The sequence below is a fragment of the Brevundimonas sp. genome, assembly GCF_016742135.1.
Taxonomy (GTDB): Bacteria; Pseudomonadota; Alphaproteobacteria; order Caulobacterales; family Caulobacteraceae; genus Brevundimonas.
Genome location: NZ_JACVCG010000006.1, coordinates 37,017 through 63,060, shown reverse-complemented (window position 1 = coordinate 63,060; position 26,044 = coordinate 37,017). Strand labels below are relative to the sequence as shown.

The following is a 26,044-nucleotide window of genomic DNA, read 5'->3' as shown; positions in this document are numbered from 1 at the left end:
CATTTTTGTGGTCATCGAAGGGGACGCGGTTAACCGGCCTTCAGGCGTCGCTTGCGTTCGACAGAGGACGGAATTCGCAGGGCTTCCCGGTATTTCGCCACCGTTCGCCGGGCGATGTCGATGCCGGCCTCGTTCAGCAATTCGACGATCCGGTCGTCGGACAAAACGTCGCCGTCACGCGCCTCATGATCGATCATCGCCTTGATCCGGTGACGGACGGCTTCGGCCGAGTGGCTGGACTGGCCGTCGACCGACTGGATCGCCGAGGTGAAGAAGAATTTCAGCTCGAACACCCCGCGCGGCGTGGCCATGTATTTGTTTGAGGTGACCCGGCTGACGGTCGACTCATGCATGCCGATCGCATCGGCCACGGTCTTCAGGTTCAGCGGCCGCAGGAATTCGACACCAAAAGCAAAAAAGGCATCCTGCTGGCGGACGATCTCGGACGACACCTTGAGGATGGTTTTCGCCCGCTGGTCCAGCGACTTGACCAGCCAGTTGGCTTGGGCCGCACAATCGGCGACGAAGGTCTTTTCCGTATCCGACCGGGCGCCCGCCGAGACAACGCCGTGATAGCGCTTGTCGACCAGCAGCCGGGGCAGGGTGTCGGCGTTCAGCTCGATCCGCCAGCCGCCGGCCGGGTCGGGCCGCACCAGCACATCGGGGATCACCGTCTGCGCCGGTTCGCCGCCAAAGCCCGCGCCGGGGCGGGGCGTCAGGGCCTTCAGCTCGGCGATCATCTCCGACAGGTCCTCGGCATCGACGCCGCAGGCGCTGCGCAGGGCCGACAGATTGTGCCGCGCCAGCAGTTCCAGATTGTCCAGCAGCGCCGCCATGGCCGGATCGAACCGGTTCCGCTCGACCAGCTGCAGCTTCAGGCATTCCGGCACCGAGCGCGCCATGATGCCGGTCGGCTCGAACCCGTGACAGACGGCCAGCACCGCCTCGACCCGGTCGATGCCGCAGCCCAGCCGGTCGGCCATCTCGGCCAGATCACCACGCAGGTATCCGTGGTCATCCACCATGTCGATCAGGGCCAGACCGATGGCGCGGTCGGCGGCGCTCAGCGGCGTGCCCGACAGCTGGGCCTGCAGATGCTCCCACAGGGTCAGCGCGCGGCTGTCGGCGCGTTCGATGCCTTCGCCCTCGGGGGCGGGACCACCCTTGCCCGTGCGCGACCAGTCCGACAGGCCGGGCTGGGCCTCATCCCCGCCGCCGGGTCCTTCCGTCGCCCGTTCGCCGGGGCTGGCGTCATAGACATCGTCGGCCCGCGTATCCATGGCCTGTTCGGCGGCATCGGGACGTGCCTCGTCAAAGCTCAGTTCGGCATGGGGGTCGGACGCCGCCTCAACCGGGGCCTCGCCGCCCAATTCGCTGCCGGCCTCGCCGGGTAGGTCGGCCTCCTCATCGCGCTTCAGCAGCGGATTGCGTTCCAGCTCGGCCTCGACAAAGGTCTCCAGCTCCTGGTTCGACAGTTGCAACAGCTTGATCGCCTGCTGCAGCTGGGGCGTGATCACCAGCCCCTGCCCCTGCCTGACCTCCAGTCTCTGACCGATCACCGCAACCGTCCCTACCGAACCCCGTTCGGACACCGTGGCCCGAAACTTGCTGGAGGCATCATGTCGCGAAGCGGTTAACGGGGGTTGAAGTGCGCGGACGCGAGTTGCTGTCTCTCTCGGCGTGCTTTGTCGCCGTGTCGCTCGCTGCTTGCGAGCCAACGCCTCATCAGGACGAGCAAGTGGCCGAGGCGAGCACCGGCACAGTCTTCGACCTCACTCCGGCGGAGATGATGTCGCTTGAGCAAAAGGCGCTTGCCGGCGATGCGGACGCCGCCTTTCGCCTCTCCAATTTTTACACCCTCGCAGGTGGTGAAGGTGACCCCAACGTCGACGAGCCTCATGACAAGGAGCAGGCTATTCGGTGGCTTCGGCTTGCTGACTCGCTTGGCCATTCAGATGCCGGGCATAACCTGAAATTCCTGTTGGCGGACGAAGCCTGCGCCAAGACGGAAGGCATGCCGGACACCTCAGCAGAGCGCAAGGCAGCCCACCGAATGAAAAAGGCCACGCAGGGCGTAGCTTGTGACCGGCCCTGGTTCCGGGACATCGAGGCCGACTAGGGCTTCACCCATGGCTTGACCCGGGGATCGGTCCGGGCAGGCGGCCGTTCCGCGAAGCGGGTCCATCACAAAGGCCACAAAGCCCTCACAAAGGACACAACGGGGTCGGAGCCAGACACCCCCTCTTGGTGCTCTTCGTGCCTCCTTGGTGTTCTTTGTGATGAACCTCTTCGCCACACCCGGCGCGTCACGCGTCAAGGCGACACCGATCCTTGGCGGGCAAGACCGTCCGAACCACTACCCGTACATATCGCCCAGATACACCCGGCGGACGTCGGGGTTGGAGACGATTTCTGCGGCGGTGCCCTCGAACAGCAGCTCGCCCCCGGCGATGATCGCGGCCCGGTCGATGATGTCCAGGGTCTCGCGGACATTGTGGTCGGTGATCAGCACGCCGATGCCCCGGTCGGCCAGATAGCGGATCACATGCCGGATGTCGGCGATGGCCAGGGGGTCGATGCCGGCAAAGGGTTCGTCCAGCAGCATGAAGGCCGGGTCGCCCGCCAGCGCCCGGGCGATTTCCACCCGCCGCCGCTCGCCGCCTGACAGCGCCAGGGCCGGGGCATGTTTCAGGTGGCTGACGCTCAGCTCCTCCAGCAGGCGGTCGGTCTCCTCGCGGACGGCGGCCTGGCCGGTCTTGTGCAGTTCGACGACGGCGCGGACATTTTCCTCGACCGTCATGCCGCGAAAGATCGAGGCTTCCTGCGCCAGATAGCCCAGGCCCATGCGCGCGCGCTGGTACATGGGCTGGTGGGTGATGTCCTCACCGTCGATGGTGATGGTGCCGCTGTCCGGCGGGATCAGGCCGGTGATCATATAGAAACAGGTGGTCTTGCCCGCGCCGTTCGGCCCCAGCAGGCCCGCGACCTCGCCGCGGTGGACCGTCAGCGACACATCGCGCACCACCTGCCGCTTGCCGAAGGACCGCGCCAGATGGCGGGCCTTCAGACCCCGGTCGGGTTCCGGTGCCCTGGGCACAGCGGCCTTCGCGGCCGCCTTTGGCCGTTCATCCAGATTGAGCGCCGAGAGTTCCTTGCGGGCCACCGGGGATCAGTTGCCCTGGCCCGGGGTGCCGTTCGGATAGAAGACCCCCTGCACGCGGTTGCCGGTCGGGGTGGGGGCCCCCTCCATCCGCGCGCTCTCGGTGCGGACATTATAGACCAGTCGACTGCCGGTCATGACGTTGCGGCCCTGCGTCACGATCACATTGCCAGTCAGCACCACCTCGGCGCTGGAGAGATTATAGACCGCCCGGTCGCCGCGCAGGGTTTGTGTAGGGGTGACAAAGAACACCTCGCCCGACGCCTCGACCCGCGACAGGTCGGAGTTGGCGTTGGTGAAGGCCTCGATCCGGTTGGCGCGCAGCCGGTTGTCGCCCTGCAGGATCTCGGCCTCGCCCTCCAGCGCAAAGCCGTTTCGCGTGTAGCTGAAGACCAGGCCCGTATACATGACCGGATCGGCCGACGGGTCCTGCGATACGCCGGTGCCGGGCAGGGCCAGGCTGAGCGCCAGGGCCGCCGCGACGGTCAGGGACAGTTTGCTGGAACGGGTCATGGCCGACCTTATCTCCGGGACGATGCGGGATTGATGGTGCCCCGCACCTTGTTGTCGACCGTGCCGCGAAACTCGATACGCTCGCCCTGGTCGCGGATGACATAGGACGAAGCGGCCATGGTGCCAAGCGGTCCGGTGCCCTGAACGCCCTTGTCACCGGTGACGACACCGGTCCGGGTATCGACGACGGCCTCCGGCGTGGTCAGCACAAAGCCCGATCCCCCGTCGGAAATCCGCACATTGGGGCCGATGATCACCCGGCGGGCGGCCTCGTCATAGGTGCCGCCGTCGGCCGTCATTTCGGTGACCTTGGTGCCTCCCAGATTGAGGCGCAGCACCGGCCCGACCAGGCGCAGATGGCCGGTTTCCGCCACCCGCACCACGCCCCTGGCCCCGATCACGAAGGCCCGGCCCTGATCGTCCTGTCCATAGTAGAGGGCATTGTCCAGCGCCACGTCGGTGCGCTGTTCGGCGCGGCGTTCGGCGTCCGAAATGGCGGTCCGCAGCACGATCCAGGCGACCGTCCCCCCGGCCAGCAGCAGGATCACCATCGGCAGCACCCGCCGGTACAGCATCACCCGCCGCGAATGGGCACGCCAGCGCCGGGCCTTGTCGGCGGTCGCGGGCGTCGGATCCTCGGGCGGGGGCGTGTCGGTCATTCAGCTATGGGCAAAGATGTCGGTGTCTTCCCAGCCGTCCAGGTCCAGCCGGGCCCGCACGGGCAGGAAGTCGAACAGCTGGGCCGCCAGCCCCGTGCGGCCCTCGCGCGCCAGCATGGCGTCCAGCCGCTCGCGCACGGCATGCAGGTGCAGCACGTCCGACGCAGCATATTCCTGTTGCGCCGGGGTCAGGGTCTCCGCACCCCAGTCCGAGCTCTGCTGCGCCTTGGACAGGTCCACCCCCGCCAGTTCGCGCACCACATCCTTCAGCCCGTGCCGGTCGGTGTAGGTGCGCGCCAGCTTGGACGCGATCTTGGTGCAATAGACCGGCCGCGTCTCCACCCCCAGCCACAGCTGGAACATGGCGATGTCGAACCGGCCGAAGTGGAAGATCTTGAGCACAGCCGGGTCCGCCAGCAGCCGCTTCAGGTTCGGACAGTCATAGGCGTCGCGGTCCAGCTGGACCAGATGGGCATCCCCGTCCCCGGCCGACAGCTGCACCACGCACAGCGGGTCGCGGCGATAGCGCAGGCCCATGGTCTCGGAATCGACCGCCACCACGGCCCCGAGGTCCAGACCGTCGGGCAGATCGCCCCTGTGCAGATGTACTGTCATGCGTCCCGCCTGTTCACGTGCATGAGGACCATAAACGAACGGCGCCGCATCGTCAGGATGCAGCGCCGTTTCGAAGAACTGGTGCCCAGGAGAGGACTCGAACCTCCACGACCTTTCGATCACTGGCACCTGAAGCCAGCGCGTCTACCAATTCCGCCACCTGGGCTCTCGGGCCGACGCATCAGCGACACATCGTCCGGGAAGGCGCGGACCCATAAGGCAGGCTCCGGGTCCGGTCAACGGGCATATGACGAAAATCCGTCAGCGGCCCTCAGTCCCGCGGCGCCACGATCTCCAGCCCGATGCCAGCGGGTGCCCCGGGCGCGCGCACCCCCGCGTCCAGACGCGCGTCCAGCACCACACCGGCCAGCGCCCGGTTCATCAGGCCCGGCAACTGCGCCTCGCCCTCAGGCATCCGCACATCGAGGTAGAAGCCCGCATCCTCGCTGTCCGACCAGCGCGCCAGCGCCAGCCACGCCGCCTTGACCGAGGGATCGGCCTCGAACTCGCGCGTCAGCCCCTCGACCAGCCCGTCGGGCGTCTCCTTCGGCCTGGCCAGATGGGTCGGATAGCGCGCGCCGGGCTCGGGCAGGGTCCGGCCGATCATCGCCGACAGGGCCGCCGGCGGCCACGACACCCCATAGGGCTGGCCCGGGTTCAGCACCGCCGGATTGACGCAGATCACCTCCAGCAGCGCCCGCCCGTCAAATGCCTCGGCCGTCGCATCCTCGCCGAACACCGCCAGCGCCCGCTCGCGTGCCGTAAAGATCGCCGTCGCCGGCCGCCCGTCCCGGGGCGTCACCGTGCGCAGCCGCAGGGTGTCGCGCGCCGCATCCTCCTCGGCCACCACGGCCCACAGCTTGCCCTCCGGCACCGCCGCCTCAAAGGCCGCGCGCTCATCCGCCCCGCCCGAGCTGGCCGCCATCAGCAGCACCTCGAGGTCGTTCAGCGGCGAAAAGGCGGGAGACGGAGAGGCGGTCATGAGAGCCGTCCTGTACTGCAAAACCGGAAAGGGCAGTCACCTACCCCGCCCGCCCGCGAATGGCGAGAGGGAGCGGGCAGGGGGAGGCCACCCGGCCCCGCCTCAGCCCTCCATCTCGCGCGCCGCCCCCTCGAACACCTCATCGTCCGACATCAGCCGCCAGCCGCGCAGATGCCCTTCCTCCGGCAGCGGCACCCCTGCCGCCGCCATCGCCTCTTCCAGCGCCTCGACCCACGACTCGGTTGCCAGCCGGCGATAATGCATCCGGCTCAGAGAGCGGTGGTGAAGCCCGTCCATCTTCCAGAAGACCTTCCGCACCGCCCGGTCCGGGTCGGGTCGGCCCTCGGGCGGATAGCGGAACAGGGCGACCTTCTCCTCCGTCCCCATCTCCAGCACCTGCAGCACCAGCGACAGCGGCAGGTCCGCAATCGTCAGCGCCCCGTCCGGCCCGCTGCCCCGCACGCCTCCGCCCCCTCCCGCAGCCGCAGCCTCCGTCTCCGCCTCCCGCGCCGCCAGCCGCTGATAGGTCTCGGCCAGCGCCCCCAGCGCCCGCGCCTCGGCCCACAGCCGCCCGCGCATGGCCCGCCCGGACGCCAGCGTCGCCATGCGCGCCAGCGCCGCCGGGTCCTCAGCGCCGTCCTCGACCGTCCCGTCGTCCGCAGGCATCGGCAGGCCGGCAAACAGACGCGCCGCCACCGCCTCGGGGCTGTTCCGCCGCGCCTCCTCTAGCTCGGCCTCGCGGGCTGTGGCCATGGCGATCGCCTGACTGTCGCCCCACTCGCGCTTGGTCGCCCCGTGCAGGGTGATGCGCCGCCGCAGGGCATGCTCCGACACCCGCCACTTGTCGGCCAGAAAGGGCGCCGTCGCCCCCTCCCGATACTCTTTCAGGATCAGCAGCCAGGTCTCGGTCGACAGACGATAATGCGCCGGCCGATCCGCCCTCGGCGGATCCGGCAGAGGCACAGCCGGGGGCAGGGTCATATCCATGCGGGGCAGGATAGAGGGTGCCTGCGTCAGGATCGGACGTAGCTGGTGCCTAAGCGGCCTCGGCCATCGCCGCCTCGGTCCACTGCTCGGCCATAGCCTTGGCAATCCCGGGATAGAAGCGCGAACGCTCCTTCCAACGGTCGGCGGACGGCGGCATTCGGTGAACCCGCTGCGCCCGGCCATCGACGATGTTCGTCGGCACCAGTGGTGGCAGGTTCTTCAGCCACAGACAGGTTCGCTTTGTCTCCCCATGCCCGAACTGCCAAGGCTGAATGCTCTGAGCGAAATCCTCAAAGTTGGCGATCCGGGCCTTGGCGTGCTTGTGCATCACCGGGTTCTCAATCGCAATGCGATCAATCGGGGCGTTCCAAAAGTCCGAGAACAGCGCCGCGCCTTCCTCTAGCTCGCGCCACATCTCTTCCTTGGTTTTGCCGGGAGGCGGCTTCGTCAGCCATCGCACACCCGAATTGCATAATCTCGTGCAAGGCGGGTGTGCGACCATCAGCAGGTCCCACCCATCATTCAAAAGGTCGCGGGCATCCCCGATGATATGCCGATTGGACCCGTCCTCGCTCGGCAACAGATCGCACGACCAAGCATCATGCCCCATGTCCAAGAAGGCATTGCGGACCGTGCCGCTATATTCGCAGGCGACGAGGACTCTCATGCTCTGGAGCCCCGCCAGAGGGCGGTAGGGATTCACGTGGCGACGTCCGAGGATGGGCTCGCAAAGCGGTGCGGTTGAAGCTCAACGATAGCGGTTAAGGAAATACCAGGATAGGTTGTCTGAACGGTTCACCGTTAGGGCCGTCGGGGCCGCGCTATGGGGCGAGACAGGACAGAGTGGGCTTTGGTGGGCTTGCTGACATTGGGGACTGCGGCGCAGGCTGCGCTGGTTCTGCGAATGATCGCCGGGCTCTAGCCTGCCTTGTCAAGGCTACATTCCGCTCGGGGACATTGGGTCCGTTGGCCTCGGCCAGTAGCGATTGCGGCGTTTGACTCAGAGGTGTTACGATCGATGCTCGAAGCAGAAATATTTCGCTTCAAGCGATTGAACGAGCTTCTATTTTCGTAAATCTCGACGGCAAAATCGTATAACTTGGTCACTCGGTCGGCGTAAGCAATTGCAATGCCATTGGTTGCATTCTCTAAGCCAATGTCAGCCTTCTCAGCACATGCAAGCAGCAGAGGGACCATCCTTTGGCGAGTAAAGAATGCTACGACGGGGTGCTTTGAATTGTGCCGGTTTCCAAACGCGCCGCCGTTGCAGCTGTAGGCTGTGACGGCCCCTGACGCGGACAAAGCAAAAACCGCGCTCGCCACCCCAGGGTCCAACCCCTCTAACGGAGGCTCGCCTCTGTCAGCTGCACTCCAAAGTTCTTCATCCAAATCATCTTCGTTGATCTGGTCTGATAGCAAGCGGTCCAGATACACCCGCTCACGCGTGAGAACCTCACCGACTTCGCGCCACCGGATGCCACGGAGGTCGCAGTAGGATTGGTTCCCACCCAAAGTGGACTCGGGCATAGCCTCGCCGCGCTCGGGCCAGCCCAACTGTGCTCCATCGAGGTTCCGGCGAATGTTCACTTCGAAAATTCTATCCGACATCGCTCCTCCTCAAAGCCCGACTCATCTTAGCGCGAATGCCGCAACTTGACATTACGAGAACATTTGGCGAACAAGGTCGGCTGAAATTCAGGTGCTGGTAGGTTTTTGGTGATCTACCTCGCTTGAGGCGGGATCATTACCCAAACTGGGGCAGCCTGATTCGGGGTGGAGGAACCGATGCCATCATTTCTGGAATTCTTCGCTGGCGGCGGCATGGCTCGCGCTGGACTCGGCGACGGGTGGGATTGCCTGTTTGCAAACGATTTCGACGCCAAGAAGGGTCTTTCGTATCAAGCGAACTGGGGGGTTAAAGGCGAACTTTCCATTGGCGATGTTGCAAACGTCAAGGCATCGGACGTGCTCGGCCACCCAGACTTGGTATGGGGCTCATTTCCCTGTCAGGACTTGTCATTGGCTGGTGCCGGTGCCGGTCTGGGGGGCGATCGTTCCGGCACTTTTTACCCTTTTTGGCGGGTCATCTCGGATTTGGTCGAAGACGGACGAGCGCCGAAGCTCGTGGCTGTAGAAAATGTCTGCGGCACCCTGACGTCGCGCGGTGGTAGCGACTTTCGGGCAATTTGCCAGACATTCGCGGAAGCGGGCTATCGGTTCGGTGCACTTGTCATCAATGCCGATCTCTTTGTGCCGCAATCGAGGCCCCGCCTTTTTGTGATAGGGGCTCACAAGAGTGTTGAGTTGGATGCGTCCTTGCTCGCACCGGGACCCATTGAACCCTTCCACACTGGTGCCCTCAACCGCGCTGTGGGGGGGCTCCCAGCGGATGTTTCAAAGCACCTCATTTGGTGGAACGTGCCGACACCTGAGCGCCGGCTGAGCACATTCGCTGACCTCATCGAGGACCGGCCCGATAGCGTCAGTTGGCATACGCCGGAAGAAACTCAGAAGCTCGTGGCGATGATGTCGCCAATCAATCTTGCGAAGATCAACCAAGCGAAACGTGCTGGACGTCGTATGGTGGGGTGTATCTATCGTCGGACGCGGATTGACGAGCGTGGTCATAAAGTTCAGCGCGCGGAAGTCCGATTTGATGACGTGGCCGGATGTTTGCGGACGCCTGCTGGTGGTTCGAGTAGGCAGGTGATCATAGTGGTTGACGGAAGCAGCCTCCGCTCGCGTCTAATTTCTGCACGCGAAACTGCCCGACTGATGGGGCTAGAGGATTCCTACAAATTGCCACGAAACTACAACGAAGCTTATCACCTCACTGGCGATGGTGTCGCGGTGCCTGTCGTTAGGCATTTGGCGCAGCACATCTTCGAACCCGTCGCATCATCGACATTCATGCACCGCAAGGCAGCATGACAGGAATGGCCGACCAGAAGCCGGACGCAATCAACACACCTCCGTTCGAAACGGAAGAACTCAGGAAACAGCTTTCCCAGTTTCTGGACGCGCCCTTTACGTTGCCCAACGGCGATGTGCGGAAGGTTGGGGACTTCAAATGGGGCGTGTACGCTTTCTTCGATTACGAGGGAGAGCCTATCTACGTCGGGCAGACGAACGAAAAGCTTCGAACACGTATCAGACGCCACCTGACTAACCAGCGAACCGACGCTGTGGCGATGTCAGTGTTAGATCCGTTTGAGGTATTCGAAATCGAAGTATGGCCGCTGCCTGAATTTGAAGGCGTTGGAGGCAAGGACAAGGATGCTTGCCAACACCTGAATGCTCTCGAGCGAGTCATCACCGCAAAGGCAATCGCCGAGTCCCAGTTCCATGCCATCCTGAACGAGAAAGACCCGCCGCCCGGAGAGCTCTCGGTTGATGTGCCAACCTCATTTAGGGGAAGCATTGTGTCTGAAAGCGTCTTCGAGCTTCGATCTCATCCCGACTTTCGTATTGCGAGACGCGCGTTAGTCATCTCGCGACTGGCTCAGGTGATCTCAGAGCGAAAAGTGCAGACCGGCCTTCGGCGCGTGTTGCTTACTCAAGCTAAGCGCATCCAATGGCTGGCGGATCGGCGCTTCCAAGCACTGGGCGGGGCTATGTCGGTCGAAAAAGAGCCAGGTGCCGAGAGCGCAGGCTCAGAGCAGTAGCCCCCCTCAATCCTCGTCCATCTTCAGCGCCGCGATGAACGCCTCCTGCGGGATCTCGACCTTGCCGAACTGGCGCATGCGCTTCTTGCCGGCCTTCTGCTTCTCCAGCAGCTTCTTCTTGCGGGTGGCGTCGCCGCCGTAACACTTCGACGTCACGTCCTTCCTGAGGGCGCGGACGGTTTCGCGGGCGATGATCTTGCCGCCGATGGCGGCCTGGATCGGGATCTGGAACATGTGGGGCGGGATCAGCTCCTTCATCTTCTCCACCATGCCGCGGCCGCGGGTTTCGGCGCGGGCGCGGTGGACCAGCATGCTGAGGGCATCGACCGGCTCGCCATTGACCAGAATGTTCATCTTGACCAGATCGCCGGGTTTGTAGTCGGTCAGCTCATAGTCAAAGCTGGCATAGCCCTTACTGATGGACTTCAGCCGGTCGTAGAAGTCGAACACCACCTCGTTCAGCGGCAGCTCATAGACCACCAGGGCGCGGGCGCCGACGTAGGACAGTTCCACCTGCTGGCCGCGGCGGTCCTGACACAGCTTGATGACGCCGCCGAGGTATTCGTCGGGCGTCAGGATGGTGGCCTTGATCCATGGCTCGCTGATCGTCTCGATCTGCATGACGTCGGGCAGGTCGGCCGGGTTGTGCAGGTCGACGGTGGTGCCGTCCCTGAGGCCGATCTTGTAGACCACCGAGGGGGCGGTCGCGATCAGGTCGAGGTTGAACTCGCGGGAGAGGCGCTCCTGGATGATCTCGAGGTGCAGCAGGCCGAGGAAGCCGCAGCGGAAGCCGAAGCCGAGGGCGGCACTGGATTCCATCTCATAGGTGAATGAGGCGTCGTTCAGGCGCAGGCGGGCGATGGCGGCGCGCAGGTCCTCGAAGTCGGCCGCATCCACCGGGAACAGGCCGCAGAAGACCACCGACTGGACTTCCTTGAAGCCCTTGAGCGGGGTGTCGGTGGGGCGCTTTTCATCCGTGATGGTGTCGCCGACGGCGGCGTGGGCGACCTCCTTGATCTGGGCGGTGATGAAGCCGACCTCGCCCGGGCCGAGGCTCTCGACCGGGGTGTTCTTGGGCAGGAAGACGCCGACGCGGTCGACCAGATGGGTCGAGCCGTTCTGCATGAACTTCACCCGCTGGCCGGCGCGCAGATGGCCGTCGAAGACCCGGACCAGCAGGATCACGCCGAGGTAGGGGTCGTACCAGGCATCGACCAGCATGGCCTTGAGCGGGGCGTCGGGGTCCCCTTTGGGCGCGGGCAGGCGGGTGACGATGGCCTCCAGCACATCCTCGATGCCGAGGCCGGACTTGGCCGAACAGAGGACGGCGTCCGAGGCGTCGATGCCGATCACATCCTCGATCTGTTCGCGGACCCGCTCGGGCTCGGCGGCGGGCAGGTCGATCTTGTTCAGGACGGGGACGATCTCGTGGTTGTTGTCGATGGCCTGATAGACATTCGCGAGGGTCTGGGCCTCGACCCCCTGCGATGCATCGACCACCAGGATCGAGCCCTCACAGGCGGCCAGGCTGCGGCTGACCTCATAGGCGAAGTCGACGTGGCCGGGCGTGTCCATCAGGTTCAGGACGTAATCCAGCCCGTCCTTCGCCCTGTAGTGCAGCCGCACGGTCTGGGCCTTGATGGTGATCCCGCGCTCCTGCTCGATCTCCATATTGTCCAGCACCTGCTCGCGCATCTCCCGCGCGCTCAGCCCCCCCGTGAACTGGATCAACCGGTCAGAAAGTGTTGATTTTCCATGATCAATATGCGCAACGACGGAGAAGTTGCGGATGCGGTCGATCGGGGGTGTCGGAGGCGGCGTGCTCATGCTGCGGCGCGGTTAGCATGGGGCCGGGCCGACGCCAACTCGCGCAAGCGCCGCGAAAGGCCCCGGAGGCGGATTACAATGCTGTAATGGCCGAGGTCTCGTTTGAGAACGGCTCGCGAACAGGGTATAGGCGGCGTCCGGGTTCCGACTTGCCGATGCGCCTCTCACGTACCGGCATCAGAGGCCGGAACCACGCACAGGGGATATGGACGTGAGATCAATGCTGAAGCCGGTGGCCGCCGCCTTTGCGATCCTGGGGCTGGCGGCGCTCGGCGCATGCTCGGGCCATGGCGAGGACGACGCGGCGGCGACCGAGCCCGTTGCCGGCCAGACCGTGACAGTGACCACGGTGGCCCGCGTCGATCTGGCGCGGACGCTCACGGTGTCGGGGACCATCTCGGCCTGGGAAGAGGTGCCGGTCGGCGCCGAGACCGGCGGGCTGGTCGCGACGGCCGTCTATGTCGATGAGGGCAGCTATGTCCGGCAGGGCCAGCCCATGGTCAAGCTGAACGACGACGTCCTGAGGGCCCAGCTGACCCAGCAGGAGGCCTCGGTGAAATCCGCGGAGGCCCTGGTCGCCCAGCAGGACGCGGCGCTGGCACGGGCCCGCGAACTGCGTGAGCGGGGCTATCTCAGCCAGGCGGCTCTGGACACGGCCGAGGCCAATCAGCGTACGGCCGCCGCCCAGCTGGAGGCCGCCCGCGCCGCGCGGTCTGAAACCGCCACCCGCCTGGCCCAGACCACGATCCGTGCCCCCGTCTCGGGCCGCGTGATCAGCCGCAGCGTCACCCGCGGCCAGATCGTACAGCCGGGCACTGAACTGTTCCGCATGGTGCGTGACGGGCGTCTGGAACTAGACGCCCAGGTGCCCGAAGCCGATCTGGCCCTGGTGCGTCCCGGCATGAGCGCCGTGGTCACGGCTGACCGGGCGGACGGCGCGACCGTCGGCCGGGTGCGGATCGTGACGCCCGAGGTCGACCCCCAGACGCGGCTGGGCATCGCGCGTATCGCGATCGAGGGCAGCAGCCAACTGAGGAGCGGCATGTTCGCCCGGGCCGAAATCGCCCTGGGGCAGCAGCCGGCCCTGATCGTTCCCTCCGAGGCGGTGATCTATCGCGAGGGTCAGGCCGGGGTCTATGTCGTGGGTACTGACTCCACGGTCCGCTTCGTGCAGGTGCGGACCGGCGCGCGCGAGGGACCGAATGTGGCCATCGACACCGGCCTGAGCGAAGGCCAGCGAGTGGTGGTCAAGGGCGCGGGCTTCCTGGCCGATGGTGACCGGGTGACCGTGGTGCCGGCAACGCCGGTGGCCCCGACCGCCCGCGCCGCGACCGCAAGCTGAGACCGGCCCGATGAACTTCAACAACATATCGGCGGCCTCGATCCGGAACCCGATTCCGGTGGTGCTGCTGTTCATCATCCTGACGGTCGCCGGGGTGATGAGCTATTTCAGGCTGCCGGTGAACAATTTCCCCGACGTGGAACTGCCGGTCGTGGCCGTGACGGTGGTGCAGTCGGGCGCGGCCCCGACCGAGCTGGAAACCCAGGTTACGCGTCTGGTCGAGGATGCTGTGGCGGGGCTGGGCGAGGTCGATGACATCAGCTCGACCGTCAACGACTCGGTCTCGACGACGGCCATCACCTTCCAGCTGGGCGTGGACCTCGAGAAGGCCACTAATGACGTGCGCAACGCCATCGCCGGGATTCGCCAGAACCTGCCGGCCGATGTGCAGGAGCCGATCGTCCAGCGGATCGAGTTCACCCAGATTCCGATCGCGACCTATATGGTGCGCGCTCCGGGTATGAATCCCGAGGAACTGAGCTGGTTCGTCGACAATACGGTCGCCAAGCGACTGCTGTCGGTGGAAGGCGTCAGCCAGATCAGCCGCGACGGGGGTGTCAGCCGCGAGATCCGCATCAAGCTGGACCCCGCCAAACTGGCGGCCCAGGGGGTTACGGCGGCGGCGGTTTCGAACCAGCTGCGGGCCTCCAACATCAACCTGCCCGGCGGGCGCGGCGAAATCGGTGGCGAGGAACAGGCGATCCGTACCGTGGGCTCGGCCCGGTCGGTCGAGGACCTGCGCGCGACCCTGATCCCGGTGGGAAATCGTTCGGTGCGGCTGGGCGATCTGGGCGAGGTGGTGGATGAATGGTCCGAGCCGCGCGGGCGGGCCCGCTATAACGGCGCCGAGGTCGTCGGCTTCAGCATCAGCCGCTCCAAGGAGTCGTCCGAACTGGACGTCTATGAGACCACGCGGGCCGAGATCAAGGCGCTGGACGCGGAACTGGACAACGTCTCCATCGAGGAGGTGGCCAACACCACCTCGGACGTGATCAACAACTTCCATGCCTCGGTCGAAGCCCTGCTGCTGGGCGCGAGCCTCGCGGTGCTGGTGGTCTTCGTATTCCTGCGCGACTGGCGGGCGACGCTGATCGCGGCCGTGGCCATGCCCATGTCACTGATCCCGACCTTCTGGATCATGGACCTGACGGGCCAGTCGTTGAACGTGGTGACCCTGCTGGCGCTGTCGCTGACCATCGGCATTCTGGTGGATGACGCCATCGTCGAGATCGAGAACATCGTCCGCCACATCCGCGACGGCAAGGCACCCTATCCGGCGGCCATCGAGGCGGCCGACGAAATCGGCCTGGCGGTGATCGCGACCACGGCGACCCTGCTGGCCGTGTTCGCCCCGACCGGCTTCATGCCCGGTGTGGTCGGCCAGTTCTTCAAGAGCTTCGCCATTGCCGCCTGCGTCAGCGTCTTCTTCTCGCTGGTGGTGGCGCGGACTCTGACCCCCTTGATGGGCGCCTATATGCTCAAGCGCGACCAGGGCAAGGAGCACGGCGACCCGGCCTGGATGAGGCGCTACCTGGTCATGGTCAACTGGGTGCTGAATGATTTCCGGGGCGGGGAGGGCGAGCGCAGGCCGCGTCTGGGCCGGCGCGTGCTGCGCCGCTTCCGCGATCACCGGATCTGGGTCATGGGCGGCGGGACGCTGTTCCTGATCGGCTCGTTCGGGCTCGCAGCCATGCTGCCGTTCGAATTCATTCCGGCCGAGGACGTGTCGCGTTCCAGCATCACCATCCAGCTACCGCCGGGCTCGACCCTGGCCGAGACGGACTCGGTGGTGCAGCGCGTCAATACGGCGCTGCTGGAACGGCCCGAGGTACGGTCCGTCTATTCCTCGGTCGGCTCGGCCTCGGTCAGCTTCGGGCCGGGCGGGGGCGGGTCGGCGGGCGAGGTTCGCAAGGCCAACATCACCGTCAACCTGGTCAAGCGCAGTGAGCGCTCGCTGCGCCAGCAGGCGTTTGAGCAGGAAATGGGTCCGGTGCTGCGCGCCATCCCGGGTGCCCGTGTCCAGTTCGGGGCCGACGGCCAGGGTAGCCAGGTCTCGATCCAACTGGTGGGTGACGACGGCGATGCGCTCGAGGAGGCCGCCTCCGCGGTCGAGCGCCAGATGCGCCAGATTCCCGGCCTGACCAATGTCATCTCCTCGGCGGCGCTGGTTCGCCCTGAAATCCTGATCACGCCCAAGGGCGATGTGGCGGCCCGGCAGGGCGTGGCCTCGGCCGACATCAGCTCGGTGGCGCGCGTGGCCACGCTGGGGGACGCCGATCAACTGCTGCCCAAATTCAATCTGGGCGACCGGCAGATTCCCATTCGCGTCATGCTGCGCGAGGAAGCCCGCAGTGATCTGGGTGTCCTGGAAAATCTGCGGGTCCCGACCGCGTCCGGGGCCTCCGTGCCACTGACCTCGGTCGCCGATATCACGTTCGGGGCCGGTCCCAACCAGATCGAACGTCTGGACCGCAAGCGCGTCGCGACCCTCACCGCAGAGCTGAACGGCATCACCCTGGGCCAGGCCTCGCAGCGGGTCGATGCCCTGCCGGCCATGAAAAACCTGCCCCAAGGCGTCACCCAGGCCGTGTCGGGCGAACTTGAAAATCTGCAGGAGACCGGGACCGGCTTCATCTTCGCCATCGTGACCGGCATTCTGCTGATGTATGTCGTGCTGGTGCTGCTGTTCCGCAGCTTCTTCCACCCGATCACCATTCTGGCGGCGCTTCCCGTGTCGTTCGGCGGGGCCTTCTTCCTGCTTCTGGTGACGGGCAAGTCGCTGTCGATGCCGGCCCTGATCGGCATCATCATGCTGACGGGAATCGCGGCCAAGAACTCCATCCTGCTGGTCGACTACGCCATCATCGCCATGAAGAACGGTCTGAACCGCCGCGAGGCCATCATCGACGCGGCTCACAAGCGGGCCCGGCCGATCATCATGACGACGCTGGCCATGGGACTCGGCATGCTGCCGATCGCGCTGGCGTTCGGCGAGGGCACCGAGTTCCGCAGTCCTATGGCGGTCGCCGTGATCGGGGGCCTGATCACCTCGACGGCCCTGTCACTGATCTTCATCCCGGCGGCCTTCAGCCTTATCGACGGGGTGAAGACGCGGCTGGAGCGGCGGCTGGACCGGACGTTCGGCGGGCAGCACCACGAGGGATGACGGCGGCGTCGGGCATCCCTGGGAAGGTGCTGAGCGTATAGGGATTGTCCCCCTTGCCGGAGAGCTCCCATGACCCTGACCGAGATCACATGGCTGCTGGGCCTCAATCTGGTGCTGATCCTCGGCGTCATGAGCCTGCTGTGGCTGGTCGCCGTACGGATCCGCGACGTCAGCTTCATCGACGCCATCTGGCCCATGGCCATGCTGTTCCTGGCGCTGGTGACCTGGCCCCGGACGGAGGGCGACGCCTTGCGTTCCGCCCTGTTGGTCGGCCTGTGCGGACTATGGGCGGTGCGGCTGGGCCTGCATCTGTTTCTTCGCTGGCGGGCCCATGGCGAGGACCGGCGCTATGCCGATCTGATCGGACGCCAGATGAAGACAGGCCGGAGCTGGCCGACGGTGGCCCTGCTGTTCGTTTTCTGGCCCCAGGCGGTGCTGGCCTGGCTGACGTCCCTGCCGGTGCAGCTGGGCCAGGTGGCGGGGACCCCGCCCGTCGGCTGGCTGGGCTGGGCAGGCGTGGCCCTGTTCGTCGTGGGTCTGGCCTTCGAGACCGTGGGCGACGCGCAACTGGCGGCGTTTCGGCGCGATCCCTCGACCAAGGGCAAGGTGCTGGACACCGGCCTGTGGCGCTATACCCGGCACCCCAACTATTTCGGCGATGCCTGCGTCTGGTGGGGCCTCTATCTGATCGCGGCCGAGACAGGCCCGGGTCTGGCCTCGATCCTTGGGCCGATCTTCCTGACCTTCACCCTGACCAAATGGTCGGGCATCGGCATCACCGAAAAGGCCATCCACAGCTCGCGGCCCGGCTATGCGGACTATGTGCGCCGCACCAGCGCCTTCATCCCCTGGCCGCCGAAGCGGAGCGGATAGGGCGCAGAAAAAGGCCCCGCCGGGGGGATGGCGAGGCCTTTCCTTCCGAAGGATGACCGGGGGCATGACCCCCCGGCAGTCGGAAATCCTACTGTGCGGGGGGCACAGTGTTCGGGTTGTTGCGAGCGGCGTCCTCAACGGCGTCGGCGCGACGTTCTGCCGATTCCTGTACGGCATCGGCACGGTCGTTCAGGGCATCCCGCTCGGCGTCGGTCGCGGCCTGGTCGGCGGCGTTTTCCAGACGGGTGGCCTCGACATTGGCTTCCGCTTCGATGGCGTCAGCGCGGGCGTCCGCTTCCTTTTCGGCGGCGCTATCGGTGCAGGCGGCGGCCCCCATCAGGGCAACGGCCGAAGCGGAGGCGATGATCAGTTTACGCATGAGAAGTCCCTTCCTCGGTTGAGACACCCAAACGCCGGATTGTGGCAAAGGGTTCACGCGCCCGTGATGACAAATTCAGTCCTCGCGGCCAGCGACCGTCGCGGCTCCCAGCAGGGCCGCCTGTTTGTGCAGGATCACCCAGGTGGGAATGGCCTGCATATAGGGGGTGAAGCGTCCTTTTTGCTCGAACCGTTCACGGAACGGACTGGCCTTCAGAAAGTCGAGAATGCGCGGGGCGATCCCCCCGGCGATATAGATCCCGCCGCGCGCGCCGGTGGTCAGGGCGACGTCGCCCGCCACCGAGCCCAGAATGGCGCAGAAGCGGGCCAGCGTCGCCCCGCAGGGGCCGCGCGGATCGGCCAGGGCGTCGCGGGTGATCTCGGCCGGATCGCTAATCGATGTCGGTCGACCGTCGATCTCGGCCAGGGCCCGGTGCAGATTGACCAGTCCCGGTCCGCAGACCAGTCGCTCGATCGACACCCGGGTGTAGCGTCGCCGCAGAATCCGCAGCACCTCGTCCTCGATGGCGTCCGCCGGTGGGAAGTCGACATGGCCGCCCTCCGACGCCAGGGCCACGGCCGAGCCCCAACGGTCGCGCGCCAGCGCCGAGACGCCGAAGCCGGTGCCGGGCCCCAGTACCGCCAGCGTCTGGTGGGGATCGCCCGCACGGGGTCCGCCCAGATGGGCAAGGTCGTCGCCTTCCAGCAGCGGCGCGGCCCAGGCCAGGGCCTCGAAATCATTGATCAGGCGGATCGGACCGACCCCAAGGCTGGCCAGCTCGCGCTCGGACACCCGCCAGGGCGAATTGGTCAGGTCGATGAAGCCATCCGTGACCGGTCCGGCGACCGCAATGACCCCGCCGTCCGGGCGCGAGTCACACCCCTCCAGAAAAGCCCGCACGCCGTCCAGAAAGGTCGGGTGGTCCTCGGCGGGGAAGCTCGCATGGTGCTCGACGCGCGGCTTGCCATCGACCGTGCGCGACAGGGCAAAGCGGGCATTGGTCCCGCCCACGTCGCCGACAAGGTGCAGGGGAGCGTCGCTCATTCAGGCGTCCATGGTGCGGTCGACCACATTGGGGTCGGGGGGTGTGTCGATGCCCGACGGCCCGGCAGGAGGCTGGGCAAAGCAGACGGAGGCGCCTTCCTCGGCCGAGCCGACCACATGGCGGAAGGCCCCGAACAGCTCCCGCCCATAGCCCCATGAGGCGGCCTGAAGGTGGGTGTCGACGCGCGCGGCGCAGGGGCGATCCGCGAAATCGGGGCAATCCACTAGGGTCAACTCCCCCTTGTCGGGGTCGAGCCGGATGAGGTCGCCGTCGCGCACGCGAGCAAGGGGCCCGCCCGCGAGGGCTTCGGGGCTGAGGTGGATGGCGGCCGGCGTCTTGCCCGACGCACCCGACATCCGGCCATCGGTGACAAAGGCGACCTTGAAGCCGCGATCCTGAAGGATGCCGAGCGCCGGTGACAGGCTGTGCAGTTCGGGCATGCCGTTGGCCTTGGGGCCCTGGAAGCGCAGGACGACGATGACGTCGCGGTTCAGCTTGCCCTCCCGGAAGGCTTCAAGCGCGGACTCCTGGGTGTCGAATACGGCGGCCGGGGCCTCGACCACCCGGTGTTCGGGCTTGACCGCCGAGACCTTGATGACCGCCCGACCCAGCGCGCCCTCGACGAGACGCAGGCCGCCATCCCTCTGAAAGGGATCGGAGACAGGGCGCAGAATATCCGTATCCAGACTTTCAGATACGCCGTCGCGCCAGACCAGCTGCCCGTCCTCGTCCAGCATGGGCTCCTGGTAATAGGCTTGGAGGCCCTCACCCATGACGGTGGTGACGTCGGTGTGCAGATGCCCGTTCTCCGCCAGTTCGCGCACCACAAAAGCGACACCGCCCGCCGCCTGGAAGGCGTTCACATCGGCCGACCCGTTCGGATAGACCCGGGCCAGAAGCGGCGTCGCGCTGCTCAGTTCGTCCATGTCGGTCCAGTCGATCAGCACCCCGGCCGCGCGCGCCATGGCGACCAGATGGATGGCGTGGTTGGTTGAGCCGCCGGTGGCCAACAGGGCGATGATGGCGTTGACGATCGACTTCTCGTCGACCACGCGGCTCATCCGGCCCTCGCCCGACCGGGCCAGTTCGACCGCCCGCTTCGCCGCCGCCGCCGTCAGAGCATCCCTGAGGCCGGTATCGGGGTGAACAAAGGCCGTGGACGGAAGATGCAGGCCGATCACCTCCATCATCATCTGGTTGGAGTTGGCCGTGCCGTAAAAGGTGCAGGTGCCCGGCGAATGATAGCTGGCCACCTCGCTCTCCAGCAGGGTCGCACGATCGACCTTGTTCTGGGCATAGAGGGCGCGCACCCGCGCCTTTTCAGCATTGGGAATGCCGCTGGGCATGGGACCGGCGGGGGCAAACACGACGGGCAGATGGCCGAACGCCAGCGAACCCATGAACAGGCCGGGCACGATCTTGTCGCATACACCGAGGCACAGGGCGGCATCAAACGCATCGTGGGTCAGGGCGACGGCGGTCGACATGGCGATCACGTCGCGGCTGAACAGCGACAGCTCCATGCCCGGGCGACCCTGGGTCACCCCATCGCACATGGCGGGCGTGCCGCCGGCGACCTGGGCGGTGGCATTCACCTCGCGCACGGCCTGACGGACGACCTCGGGGAAGCGCTCGAACGGCTGATGCGCCGACAGCATGTCATTATAGGCGGTGACGATGCCAAGGTTCGGCTGGCTACCGGTCATGGCCGTCAGCTTGTCCCGGACCGGGGCGCCGGCAAAGGCGTGGGCCCAGTTGGCGCAGCTCAGCTTGGCGCGGCCGGGCCGGCTGGTCGCGGCCTCGTCCATGCGGCGCAGATAATCGGCGCGCGTGTCGCGGCTGCGAGCGATGATGCGGTCGGTGACCGCGCGGATGGTGGGGTGGAGGTCGGTCATTCAGACTGTTCCGTCCAGAGGACTTGCAGGTGGGGGATGTGGGCGGCCAGCGCCGCGACGGGGACAAGGGCGGGATCGGCCATGATGCGATCCTCGAACACCTTGCGCTTGGCCGAGCCGGTCAGGGCCATGACCACGGTGCCACAGGCCATCAGCCAAGGCAGGTTCATCGACAGGCGCTCGCGGCTGGGCGCCATACCATCGCGACCGGGCGGCACGCCGAGTATGGCGGGCGTCAGGGTCGGGATCAGCAGCGTCTTCAGCGTCGGGCTTTCCGGGAACATCGACAGGATATGGCCGTCTTCGCCCATGCCCAGCAGGGCCGCGTCAAGCCGGTCGGTCTGGCCAGCCAGGGCGTGGGTGGCGACAGCGGCGGCGCGGTCGACGGTCACGGCGGGGCTGTACAGGGGGATGAAGTCGGCCTGTCCGGGGCCGACCGGCAGGCTTGTCTTCAGAAGGGTGGCGTTCGACTCGGGCGAGTTTTCCGGGACGTGTCGCTCATCGACCAGGGTGACGGTCACGCGGTTCCAGTCCAGATCAGCCTTTCTCATCGCGGCATAGATCGGGCCGGGGGTCGATCCGCCTGAGCCTGCGAAAAAGGCGCGCGGGCGTTCGCTCAGGGCCCCGGCCAGGGCGTCGGTCAGGCGGGCGGCGCAGGCTGCGGCCCAGTCCGCGCGACGGGCAAAGGTTTCGATCTCAACGCTCATGACTGTTCCAGCGGCGGCCGGTGCGGGACAGCAGCAGGTCGGCGGCCTCGGGGCCCCAGCTGCCGGTTTCATAGGGTTCGACCTTCATGTCCGCCCCCTCCCAGGCATCCGAGACCTCATCGACCCATTTCCACGCCTGTTCCGCCTCGTCTCGGCGGACAAACAGGGTGGAGTCGCCCGACATGGCATCCAGCAACAGCCGCTCATAGGCGATGCGACGCCGCGGCGGGCGGGCCTTGCGGTCATTGTGCCCCCACGACAGGCTCATGGTGATGGGCTGCAGCTGCATGCGCTGGTCCAGGCCCGGTTGCTTGTTCATCACCTCAAGGGAAATGTCCTCGTCGGGCTGGAGTTCAATAATCATCCGGTTGGGCTGGATGACCCCGCGATAGCTGGACCCGTCCCGCCCGAAGATCGAGTGCGGGACCGGCTTGAACTGGATCACGATCTCGGTGCGCTTTTCGGCCATGCATTTGCCGGTGCGCATGAAGAAGGGCACGCCCGCCCAGCGCCAATTATCTATGTCGGCGCGGATAGCGACGAAGGTCTCCGTGTCGGTCGGCGCGCCCCGTTCATTCAGATACTCCGGGTACTGACCCCGAGCGGTCACGCGGGTCACCTCCTCGACGGTGATGGGCCTCAGGCTGCGCAGCACCTTGACCTTCTCATTTCGCACCGAGTCCGCGTCGATGTCGGACGGCGGCTCCATGGCCACCAGACACAGCAGCTGCAGCATGTGGTTCTGCAGCATGTCGCGCAATGCTCCGTACTCGTCGTAATAGGGCCAGCGGTCGCCCACCCCGACGGTCTCGGCCACGGTGATCTGCACATGGTCGATGGTCAGATTGTTCCACAGTGGCTCGAAGATGGTGTTGCCGAAGCGCAGGGCGATCAGGTTCTGGACCGTCTCCTTGCCCAGATAGTGGTCGATGCGGAACACCTGGCTTTCGTCGAACACGGCCGAGACGGCATCATCGATCTCGCGGAAGCTCTCCAGGTCGCAGCCTACGGGCTTTTCCAGCACAATGCGAGTGTCGGGCCCGGCCAGCCCCGCGGCGTGCATGGCGGGCACGATCCGGCCGTAGATCGACGGCGACACGGCCATGAAAGCGGTTACAGCGCCATCCCCGATTTTCGCCTTCAACGTCTTCAGCTCGTCCGCGCTGGTGGCGTCGAGCGCCACATAGTCCAGCCGGGCGGCCAGCCGGGCCCAGGTGTCGTCCGCCCAGGCCTCGTCCGATTTTGCGCGGGGCTCGACCGAAGCCCGCACCCGCGCGATATAGTCGTCCCGCGTTTCGTCCGAGCGGGCGGCTGAGATGATCTTCAGCTCGGGATCCAGAAGACCGTCGTGGTCGAGGAAATAGAGCGACGGCAGCAGCATGCGCAGCGCCAGATCGCCACCTCCGCCGAACAGTATCAGGGCCGACATTCGCCTCTCCGTCTCTTCGTCCGGGCGCACCGGCCAGAGGCGGCACGCCGTCAGTCAGGGTTCTTGGCCGTTTCGGCCCGCCGGGCCAACACGTTGAGCACGTCCTGAAACACCATGTGACGCGTCCTGAGCAGAACGAACAGATGATAGATGAGGTCCGCCGCCTCATTCGCAAGCTCGTCTGTGTCGCCGGCCGCGCCCGCCAGCGCTGTTTCCACGCCCTCCTCGCCGACCTTCTGCGCGGCGCGTTTCGGCCCTTCCGCCATCAGGCGGGCCGTCCAGCTGGTCTTCGGATCAGCGTCGGCGCGGGCGGCGATGGTCGCCTCCAGTCGGCCCAGACGCCCGAGGCCCGGTGCATCCTCCTCGCCGAAACAGCTGATGCGGTCCAGGTGACAGGCATTGCCGATCGGCCGGACCTTGAGCACCAGGGCGTCGCCGTCGCAGTCGGGGGTGAGCGAAACGACATGCAGTCGGTCGCCCGAGGTCTCGCCCTTGCGCCAGCGCCCGCCGCGCGAGCGGGAAAAGAAGGTCGCCTCGCCGCTCGCCTGCGTTTCCTCCAGCGCGGCGCGATCCATCCAGGCCAGGGTCAGCACCTGCAGCGTCGCCGCGTCCTGCACCACCACGGGAATCAGGCCGCCGCCTTTTTCGAAATCCAGCGTGTCGGGATTGAGGGTCACAGCCTGATCTCCTGTCCGGCGTCGGCGAGAAAGCGTTTGAGGTCCGGGATGGCGACGGCGCCCGTGTGGAACACGCTGGCAGCCAGCGCGCCCGAAACGTCGGCCTGTTCGAACACCTCGCGAAAATGCTCAGGCGCCCCGGCCCCGCCCGAGGCGACCAGCGGAATGGTCAGCCGCTCGCGCGCCGCCTTCAGCTGGGCGATGTCATAGCCGTTGCGCACGCCATCCTGGTCCATGACGTTGAGCACGATCTCGCCCGCGCCCAGGGCTTCGGCCTCAAGGATCCAGTCCAGGGTGCGGCGGCCCGTGCGCTTGGTGGCCGAGGGATCGCCGGTGAACTGATGCACCTGCCACTCGCCGTCGATGAGGCGACTGTCGATGCCGACCACCACGCACTGGCGGCCCAGTCGCTCCGCCATCTCGGAGATCAGCTCGGGCCGGGCCAGCGCCCGCGAATTGACCGAGACCTTGTCGGCCCCGTGATCGAGGCATCGCGCGGCCTGCTCCACGGTGGCGATGCCCCCGGCGACGCAGAAGGGGATGTCCAGATCGCGGGCGATGTCCGCCACCCAGCCATAGTCCAGGGTCCGCCCCTCAGGGCTGGCCGTGATGTCGTAGAAGACCAGCTCATCGGCGCCCTGATCGCGATAGCGCAGGGCCAGCTCGACCGCGTCGCCCATGTCGACATGGCCCTCGAACCTAACGCCCTTGACCACCCGGCCGTCCTTGACGTCGAGACAGGGGATGATGCGCCGCGCGGTCATCGCACGGCCTCGAGCGCCTGCTCGACGGAGAAGCGGCCTTCATACAGGGCGCGGCCGATGATGGCGCCGTCACAGCCGGCGTCGCGCGCGGCCGTCAGGTCGGAGGTCTCAGCCACCCCGCCCGAGGCCTGGACCTTCAGGTCCGGACGCCGCCAGACGATCTGGGCCAGCAGGTCGATATTGGGGCCGGTCAGGGCGCCGTCGCGACCGATGTCGGTGACCAGCAAATGGCGGAACACACCCTCGGGATAGAGGTCGAGCACGGCCCACAGATCCAGCGGCGCGGCCTCGGTCCAGCCCTTCAGCGCAGGGACGATGCCGTCGTCGGTGACGCGCACATCCAGCGCCAGCGTCAGGGCCTCGGGCCCCAGATCCTCCAGCCAGCCGCGTACCGTGTCGGGCGCAGTCACGGCCAGCGAGCCGACCACGACCCGGGCGACGCCCGCGTCCCTCAGACGGCTCACGTCATCCTGCGTGCGCACCCCGCCGCCGGACTGGATACGGACCCGCCCGGTCCTGGCCAGCCGCGACAGGGTGTCGTGCTGGACCGCGCGTCCGGCCTCGGCCCCGTCCAGATCGACGATGTGAACCCACTCGGCCCCGGCCTCGGCAAAGGCGGTCAGCCGGGCGACCGGATCGTCGTCATAGCGGGTCACCTGATCGAACCGCCCATGCATCAGCCGCACACAGACGCCGTCCTTCAGGTCGATGGCGGGGTACAGGATCATGCGTCGATCGCCAGAAAGTTTGAGAGGATGCGGGCGCCCGTCGTCGACGAGCGCTCGGGGTGAAACTGGCAGCCCCAGCGGTTGCCCTGACGGACCATGGCGGGGAAGGGGGCACCATGTCGGGCGCGGGCCAGCGTCGCCGGACCGTCCGGGCAGGCAAAGCCGTGAACGAAATACACATAGGCCCCGTCCTCGACACCCTCGGTCAGCGGATCGTTCGCCAGATCGGACAGGGCCGACCAGCCCATGTGCGGCACCGTAAGCCCGGGGCCGGGCGTAAGCGGGGTCACCTGTCCGGGGATCAGGCCCAGCATGGCGGCGTCGCCCTCGGCGCTGGTCTCGAACAGCAGCTGCTGGCCCAGACACAGGCCGATCAGCGGGCGGGGAAAGGCGCGGATCGGATCGCTCAGCCCCAGCGCATCCAGCCGCCCCATGGCCCAGGCGGCTGCGCCCACACCGGGCAGCACCAGTCGCTCGGCCTCTGACACTGCGCAAGGGTCGTCGGTCAGGCGCACGGTCGCGCCCAGCCGCTCCAGCGCGAACTGGACCGAGGCGGTGTTGCCGGCGCCATAGGCAAGGACGGTGACCTCCGTCATGGTTCCTCCCCCATCGGGGGAGGGGGCCCATCCGA

Annotated in this window: 24 protein-coding genes and 1 tRNA gene; 6 read left to right on the top strand and 19 right to left on the bottom strand. The window is 66.4% G+C overall.

The annotated features are described in order from the left end of the window. Nucleotides 1-29: 29 nt before the first annotated feature. On the bottom strand, nt 30-1,559 hold the full coding sequence (gene rpoN, locus IBJ06_RS12635) for an RNA polymerase factor sigma-54 (RefSeq protein WP_292160946.1): 1,530 nt from the start codon (nt 1,557-1,559) through the stop codon (nt 30-32). 179 nt (nt 1,560-1,738) lie between these two features. Here rpoN and IBJ06_RS12630 point away from each other — a divergent pair, with 179 nt between their 5' ends. Further along, nucleotides 1,739-2,119: a hypothetical protein gene (locus tag IBJ06_RS12630; RefSeq protein ID WP_292160944.1), complete on the top strand. Its 381-nt coding sequence runs from the start codon at nt 1,739-1,741 to the stop codon at nt 2,117-2,119. Nucleotides 2,120-2,356: 237 nt separating this feature from the next. On the opposite strand, the gene lptB is transcribed toward IBJ06_RS12630, so the two are convergent. The 8 genes from lptB to IBJ06_RS12590 all read right to left on the bottom strand — a co-directional run bounded on the left by lptB (nt 2,357) and on the right by IBJ06_RS12590 (nt 7,583). Beyond that, nucleotides 2,357-3,163 carry an LPS export ABC transporter ATP-binding protein gene (gene lptB / locus IBJ06_RS12625; protein ID WP_292160942.1) on the bottom strand — a complete coding sequence of 269 codons (807 nt, stop codon included), beginning with the start codon at nt 3,161-3,163 and terminating at the stop codon, nt 2,357-2,359. A 6-nt stretch (nt 3,164-3,169) separates the two neighbouring features. Continuing rightward, the gene (locus IBJ06_RS12620) at nt 3,170-3,673 is read right to left on the bottom strand and encodes an LptA/OstA family protein (protein ID WP_292160940.1); all 504 of its coding nucleotides are present in this window, start codon (nt 3,671-3,673) and stop codon (nt 3,170-3,172) included. 8 nt (nt 3,674-3,681) lie between these two features. Further along, nucleotides 3,682-4,332 carry an LPS export ABC transporter periplasmic protein LptC gene (gene lptC, locus IBJ06_RS12615; protein ID WP_292160937.1) on the bottom strand — a complete coding sequence of 217 codons (651 nt, stop codon included), beginning with the start codon at nt 4,330-4,332 and terminating at the stop codon, nt 3,682-3,684. After that, a complete protein-coding gene (locus tag IBJ06_RS12610) occupies nt 4,333-4,947 on the bottom strand; it encodes a ribonuclease D (protein ID WP_292160934.1) in 615 nt (204 codons plus the stop codon). A 79-nt stretch (nt 4,948-5,026) separates the two neighbouring features. Further along, a tRNA-Leu gene (locus IBJ06_RS12605) sits at nt 5,027-5,113 on the bottom strand. A gap of 105 nt (nt 5,114-5,218) precedes the next feature. Continuing rightward, nucleotides 5,219-5,929: an enhanced serine sensitivity protein SseB C-terminal domain-containing protein gene (locus IBJ06_RS12600; RefSeq protein WP_292160931.1), complete on the bottom strand. Its 711-nt coding sequence runs from the start codon at nt 5,927-5,929 to the stop codon at nt 5,219-5,221. A 102-nt stretch (nt 5,930-6,031) separates the two neighbouring features. Continuing rightward, nucleotides 6,032-6,916 carry a hypothetical protein gene (locus IBJ06_RS12595; protein ID WP_292160929.1) on the bottom strand — a complete coding sequence of 295 codons (885 nt, stop codon included), beginning with the start codon at nt 6,914-6,916 and terminating at the stop codon, nt 6,032-6,034. Nucleotides 6,917-6,965: 49 nt separating this feature from the next. Continuing rightward, complete coding sequence (locus IBJ06_RS12590; RefSeq protein ID WP_292160926.1) at nt 6,966-7,583, bottom strand: hypothetical protein; 618 nt, start codon at nt 7,581-7,583, stop codon at nt 6,966-6,968. Between the two features lie 1,118 nt (nt 7,584-8,701). Here IBJ06_RS12590 and IBJ06_RS12585 point away from each other — a divergent pair. Beyond that, a complete protein-coding gene (locus IBJ06_RS12585) occupies nt 8,702-9,847 on the top strand; it encodes a DNA cytosine methyltransferase (protein ID WP_292160924.1) in 1,146 nt (381 codons plus the stop codon). Between the two features lie 5 nt (nt 9,848-9,852). After that, on the top strand, nt 9,853-10,581 hold the full coding sequence (locus IBJ06_RS12580; protein ID WP_292160922.1) for a GIY-YIG nuclease family protein: 729 nt from the start codon (nt 9,853-9,855) through the stop codon (nt 10,579-10,581). A gap of 6 nt (nt 10,582-10,587) precedes the next feature. Here IBJ06_RS12580 and lepA read toward each other — a convergent pair whose 3' ends face one another. After that, on the bottom strand, nt 10,588-12,408 hold the full coding sequence (gene lepA, locus IBJ06_RS12575; protein WP_292160919.1) for a translation elongation factor 4: 1,821 nt from the start codon (nt 12,406-12,408) through the stop codon (nt 10,588-10,590). A gap of 220 nt (nt 12,409-12,628) precedes the next feature. On the opposite strand from lepA, the gene IBJ06_RS12570 reads away from it, so the two are divergent. The 3 genes from IBJ06_RS12570 to IBJ06_RS12560 all read left to right on the top strand — a co-directional run bounded on the left by IBJ06_RS12570 (nt 12,629) and on the right by IBJ06_RS12560 (nt 17,789). After that, on the top strand, nt 12,629-13,750 hold the full coding sequence (locus IBJ06_RS12570) for an efflux RND transporter periplasmic adaptor subunit (RefSeq protein WP_292161059.1): 1,122 nt from the start codon (nt 12,629-12,631) through the stop codon (nt 13,748-13,750). 10 nt (nt 13,751-13,760) lie between these two features. Next, nucleotides 13,761-16,916, top strand: a complete 3,156-nt coding sequence (locus IBJ06_RS12565) for an efflux RND transporter permease subunit (RefSeq protein ID WP_292160916.1) — start codon at nt 13,761-13,763, stop codon at nt 16,914-16,916. A 69-nt stretch (nt 16,917-16,985) separates the two neighbouring features. After that, nucleotides 16,986-17,789: a DUF1295 domain-containing protein gene (locus IBJ06_RS12560; protein ID WP_292160913.1), complete on the top strand. Its 804-nt coding sequence runs from the start codon at nt 16,986-16,988 to the stop codon at nt 17,787-17,789. A gap of 88 nt (nt 17,790-17,877) precedes the next feature. Here IBJ06_RS12560 and IBJ06_RS12555 read toward each other — a convergent pair whose 3' ends face one another. From IBJ06_RS12555 to hisH, 9 genes are all read right to left on the bottom strand, one after another. After that, nucleotides 17,878-18,168, bottom strand: coding sequence for a hypothetical protein (locus tag IBJ06_RS12555; RefSeq protein ID WP_292160910.1), 291 nt, complete (start codon nt 18,166-18,168; stop codon nt 17,878-17,880). A 75-nt stretch (nt 18,169-18,243) separates the two neighbouring features. Continuing rightward, on the bottom strand, nt 18,244-19,212 hold the full coding sequence (gene glk, locus IBJ06_RS12550) for a glucokinase (protein ID WP_292160907.1): 969 nt from the start codon (nt 19,210-19,212) through the stop codon (nt 18,244-18,246). Next, nucleotides 19,213-21,108, bottom strand: a complete 1,896-nt coding sequence (gene edd, locus IBJ06_RS12545; protein ID WP_292160904.1) for a phosphogluconate dehydratase — start codon at nt 21,106-21,108, stop codon at nt 19,213-19,215. After that, nucleotides 21,105-21,815 carry a 6-phosphogluconolactonase gene (gene pgl / locus IBJ06_RS12540; protein ID WP_292160901.1) on the bottom strand — a complete coding sequence of 237 codons (711 nt, stop codon included), beginning with the start codon at nt 21,813-21,815 and terminating at the stop codon, nt 21,105-21,107. Before pgl ends, edd begins: the two co-directional genes overlap by 4 nt. Then, nucleotides 21,805-23,244 carry a glucose-6-phosphate dehydrogenase gene (gene zwf / locus IBJ06_RS12535; RefSeq protein ID WP_292160898.1) on the bottom strand — a complete coding sequence of 480 codons (1,440 nt, stop codon included), beginning with the start codon at nt 23,242-23,244 and terminating at the stop codon, nt 21,805-21,807. Before zwf ends, pgl begins: the two co-directional genes overlap by 11 nt. Nucleotides 23,245-23,294: 50 nt before the next feature. Continuing rightward, a complete protein-coding gene (gene hisIE, locus IBJ06_RS12530) occupies nt 23,295-23,921 on the bottom strand; it encodes a bifunctional phosphoribosyl-AMP cyclohydrolase/phosphoribosyl-ATP diphosphatase HisIE (protein ID WP_292160895.1) in 627 nt (208 codons plus the stop codon). Further along, nucleotides 23,918-24,685 carry an imidazole glycerol phosphate synthase subunit HisF gene (hisF, locus tag IBJ06_RS12525; RefSeq protein ID WP_292160892.1) on the bottom strand — a complete coding sequence of 256 codons (768 nt, stop codon included), beginning with the start codon at nt 24,683-24,685 and terminating at the stop codon, nt 23,918-23,920. The genes hisIE and hisF overlap by 4 nt, the downstream gene beginning before the upstream one ends. After that, nucleotides 24,682-25,413, bottom strand: coding sequence for a 1-(5-phosphoribosyl)-5-[(5-phosphoribosylamino)methylideneamino]imidazole-4-carboxamide isomerase (hisA, locus tag IBJ06_RS12520; protein ID WP_292160889.1), 732 nt, complete (start codon nt 25,411-25,413; stop codon nt 24,682-24,684). The genes hisF and hisA overlap by 4 nt, the downstream gene beginning before the upstream one ends. Further along, nucleotides 25,410-26,009, bottom strand: a complete 600-nt coding sequence (gene hisH, locus IBJ06_RS12515) for an imidazole glycerol phosphate synthase subunit HisH (RefSeq protein WP_292160887.1) — start codon at nt 26,007-26,009, stop codon at nt 25,410-25,412. Before hisH ends, hisA begins: the two co-directional genes overlap by 4 nt. Nucleotides 26,010-26,044: the final 35 nt, after the last annotated feature.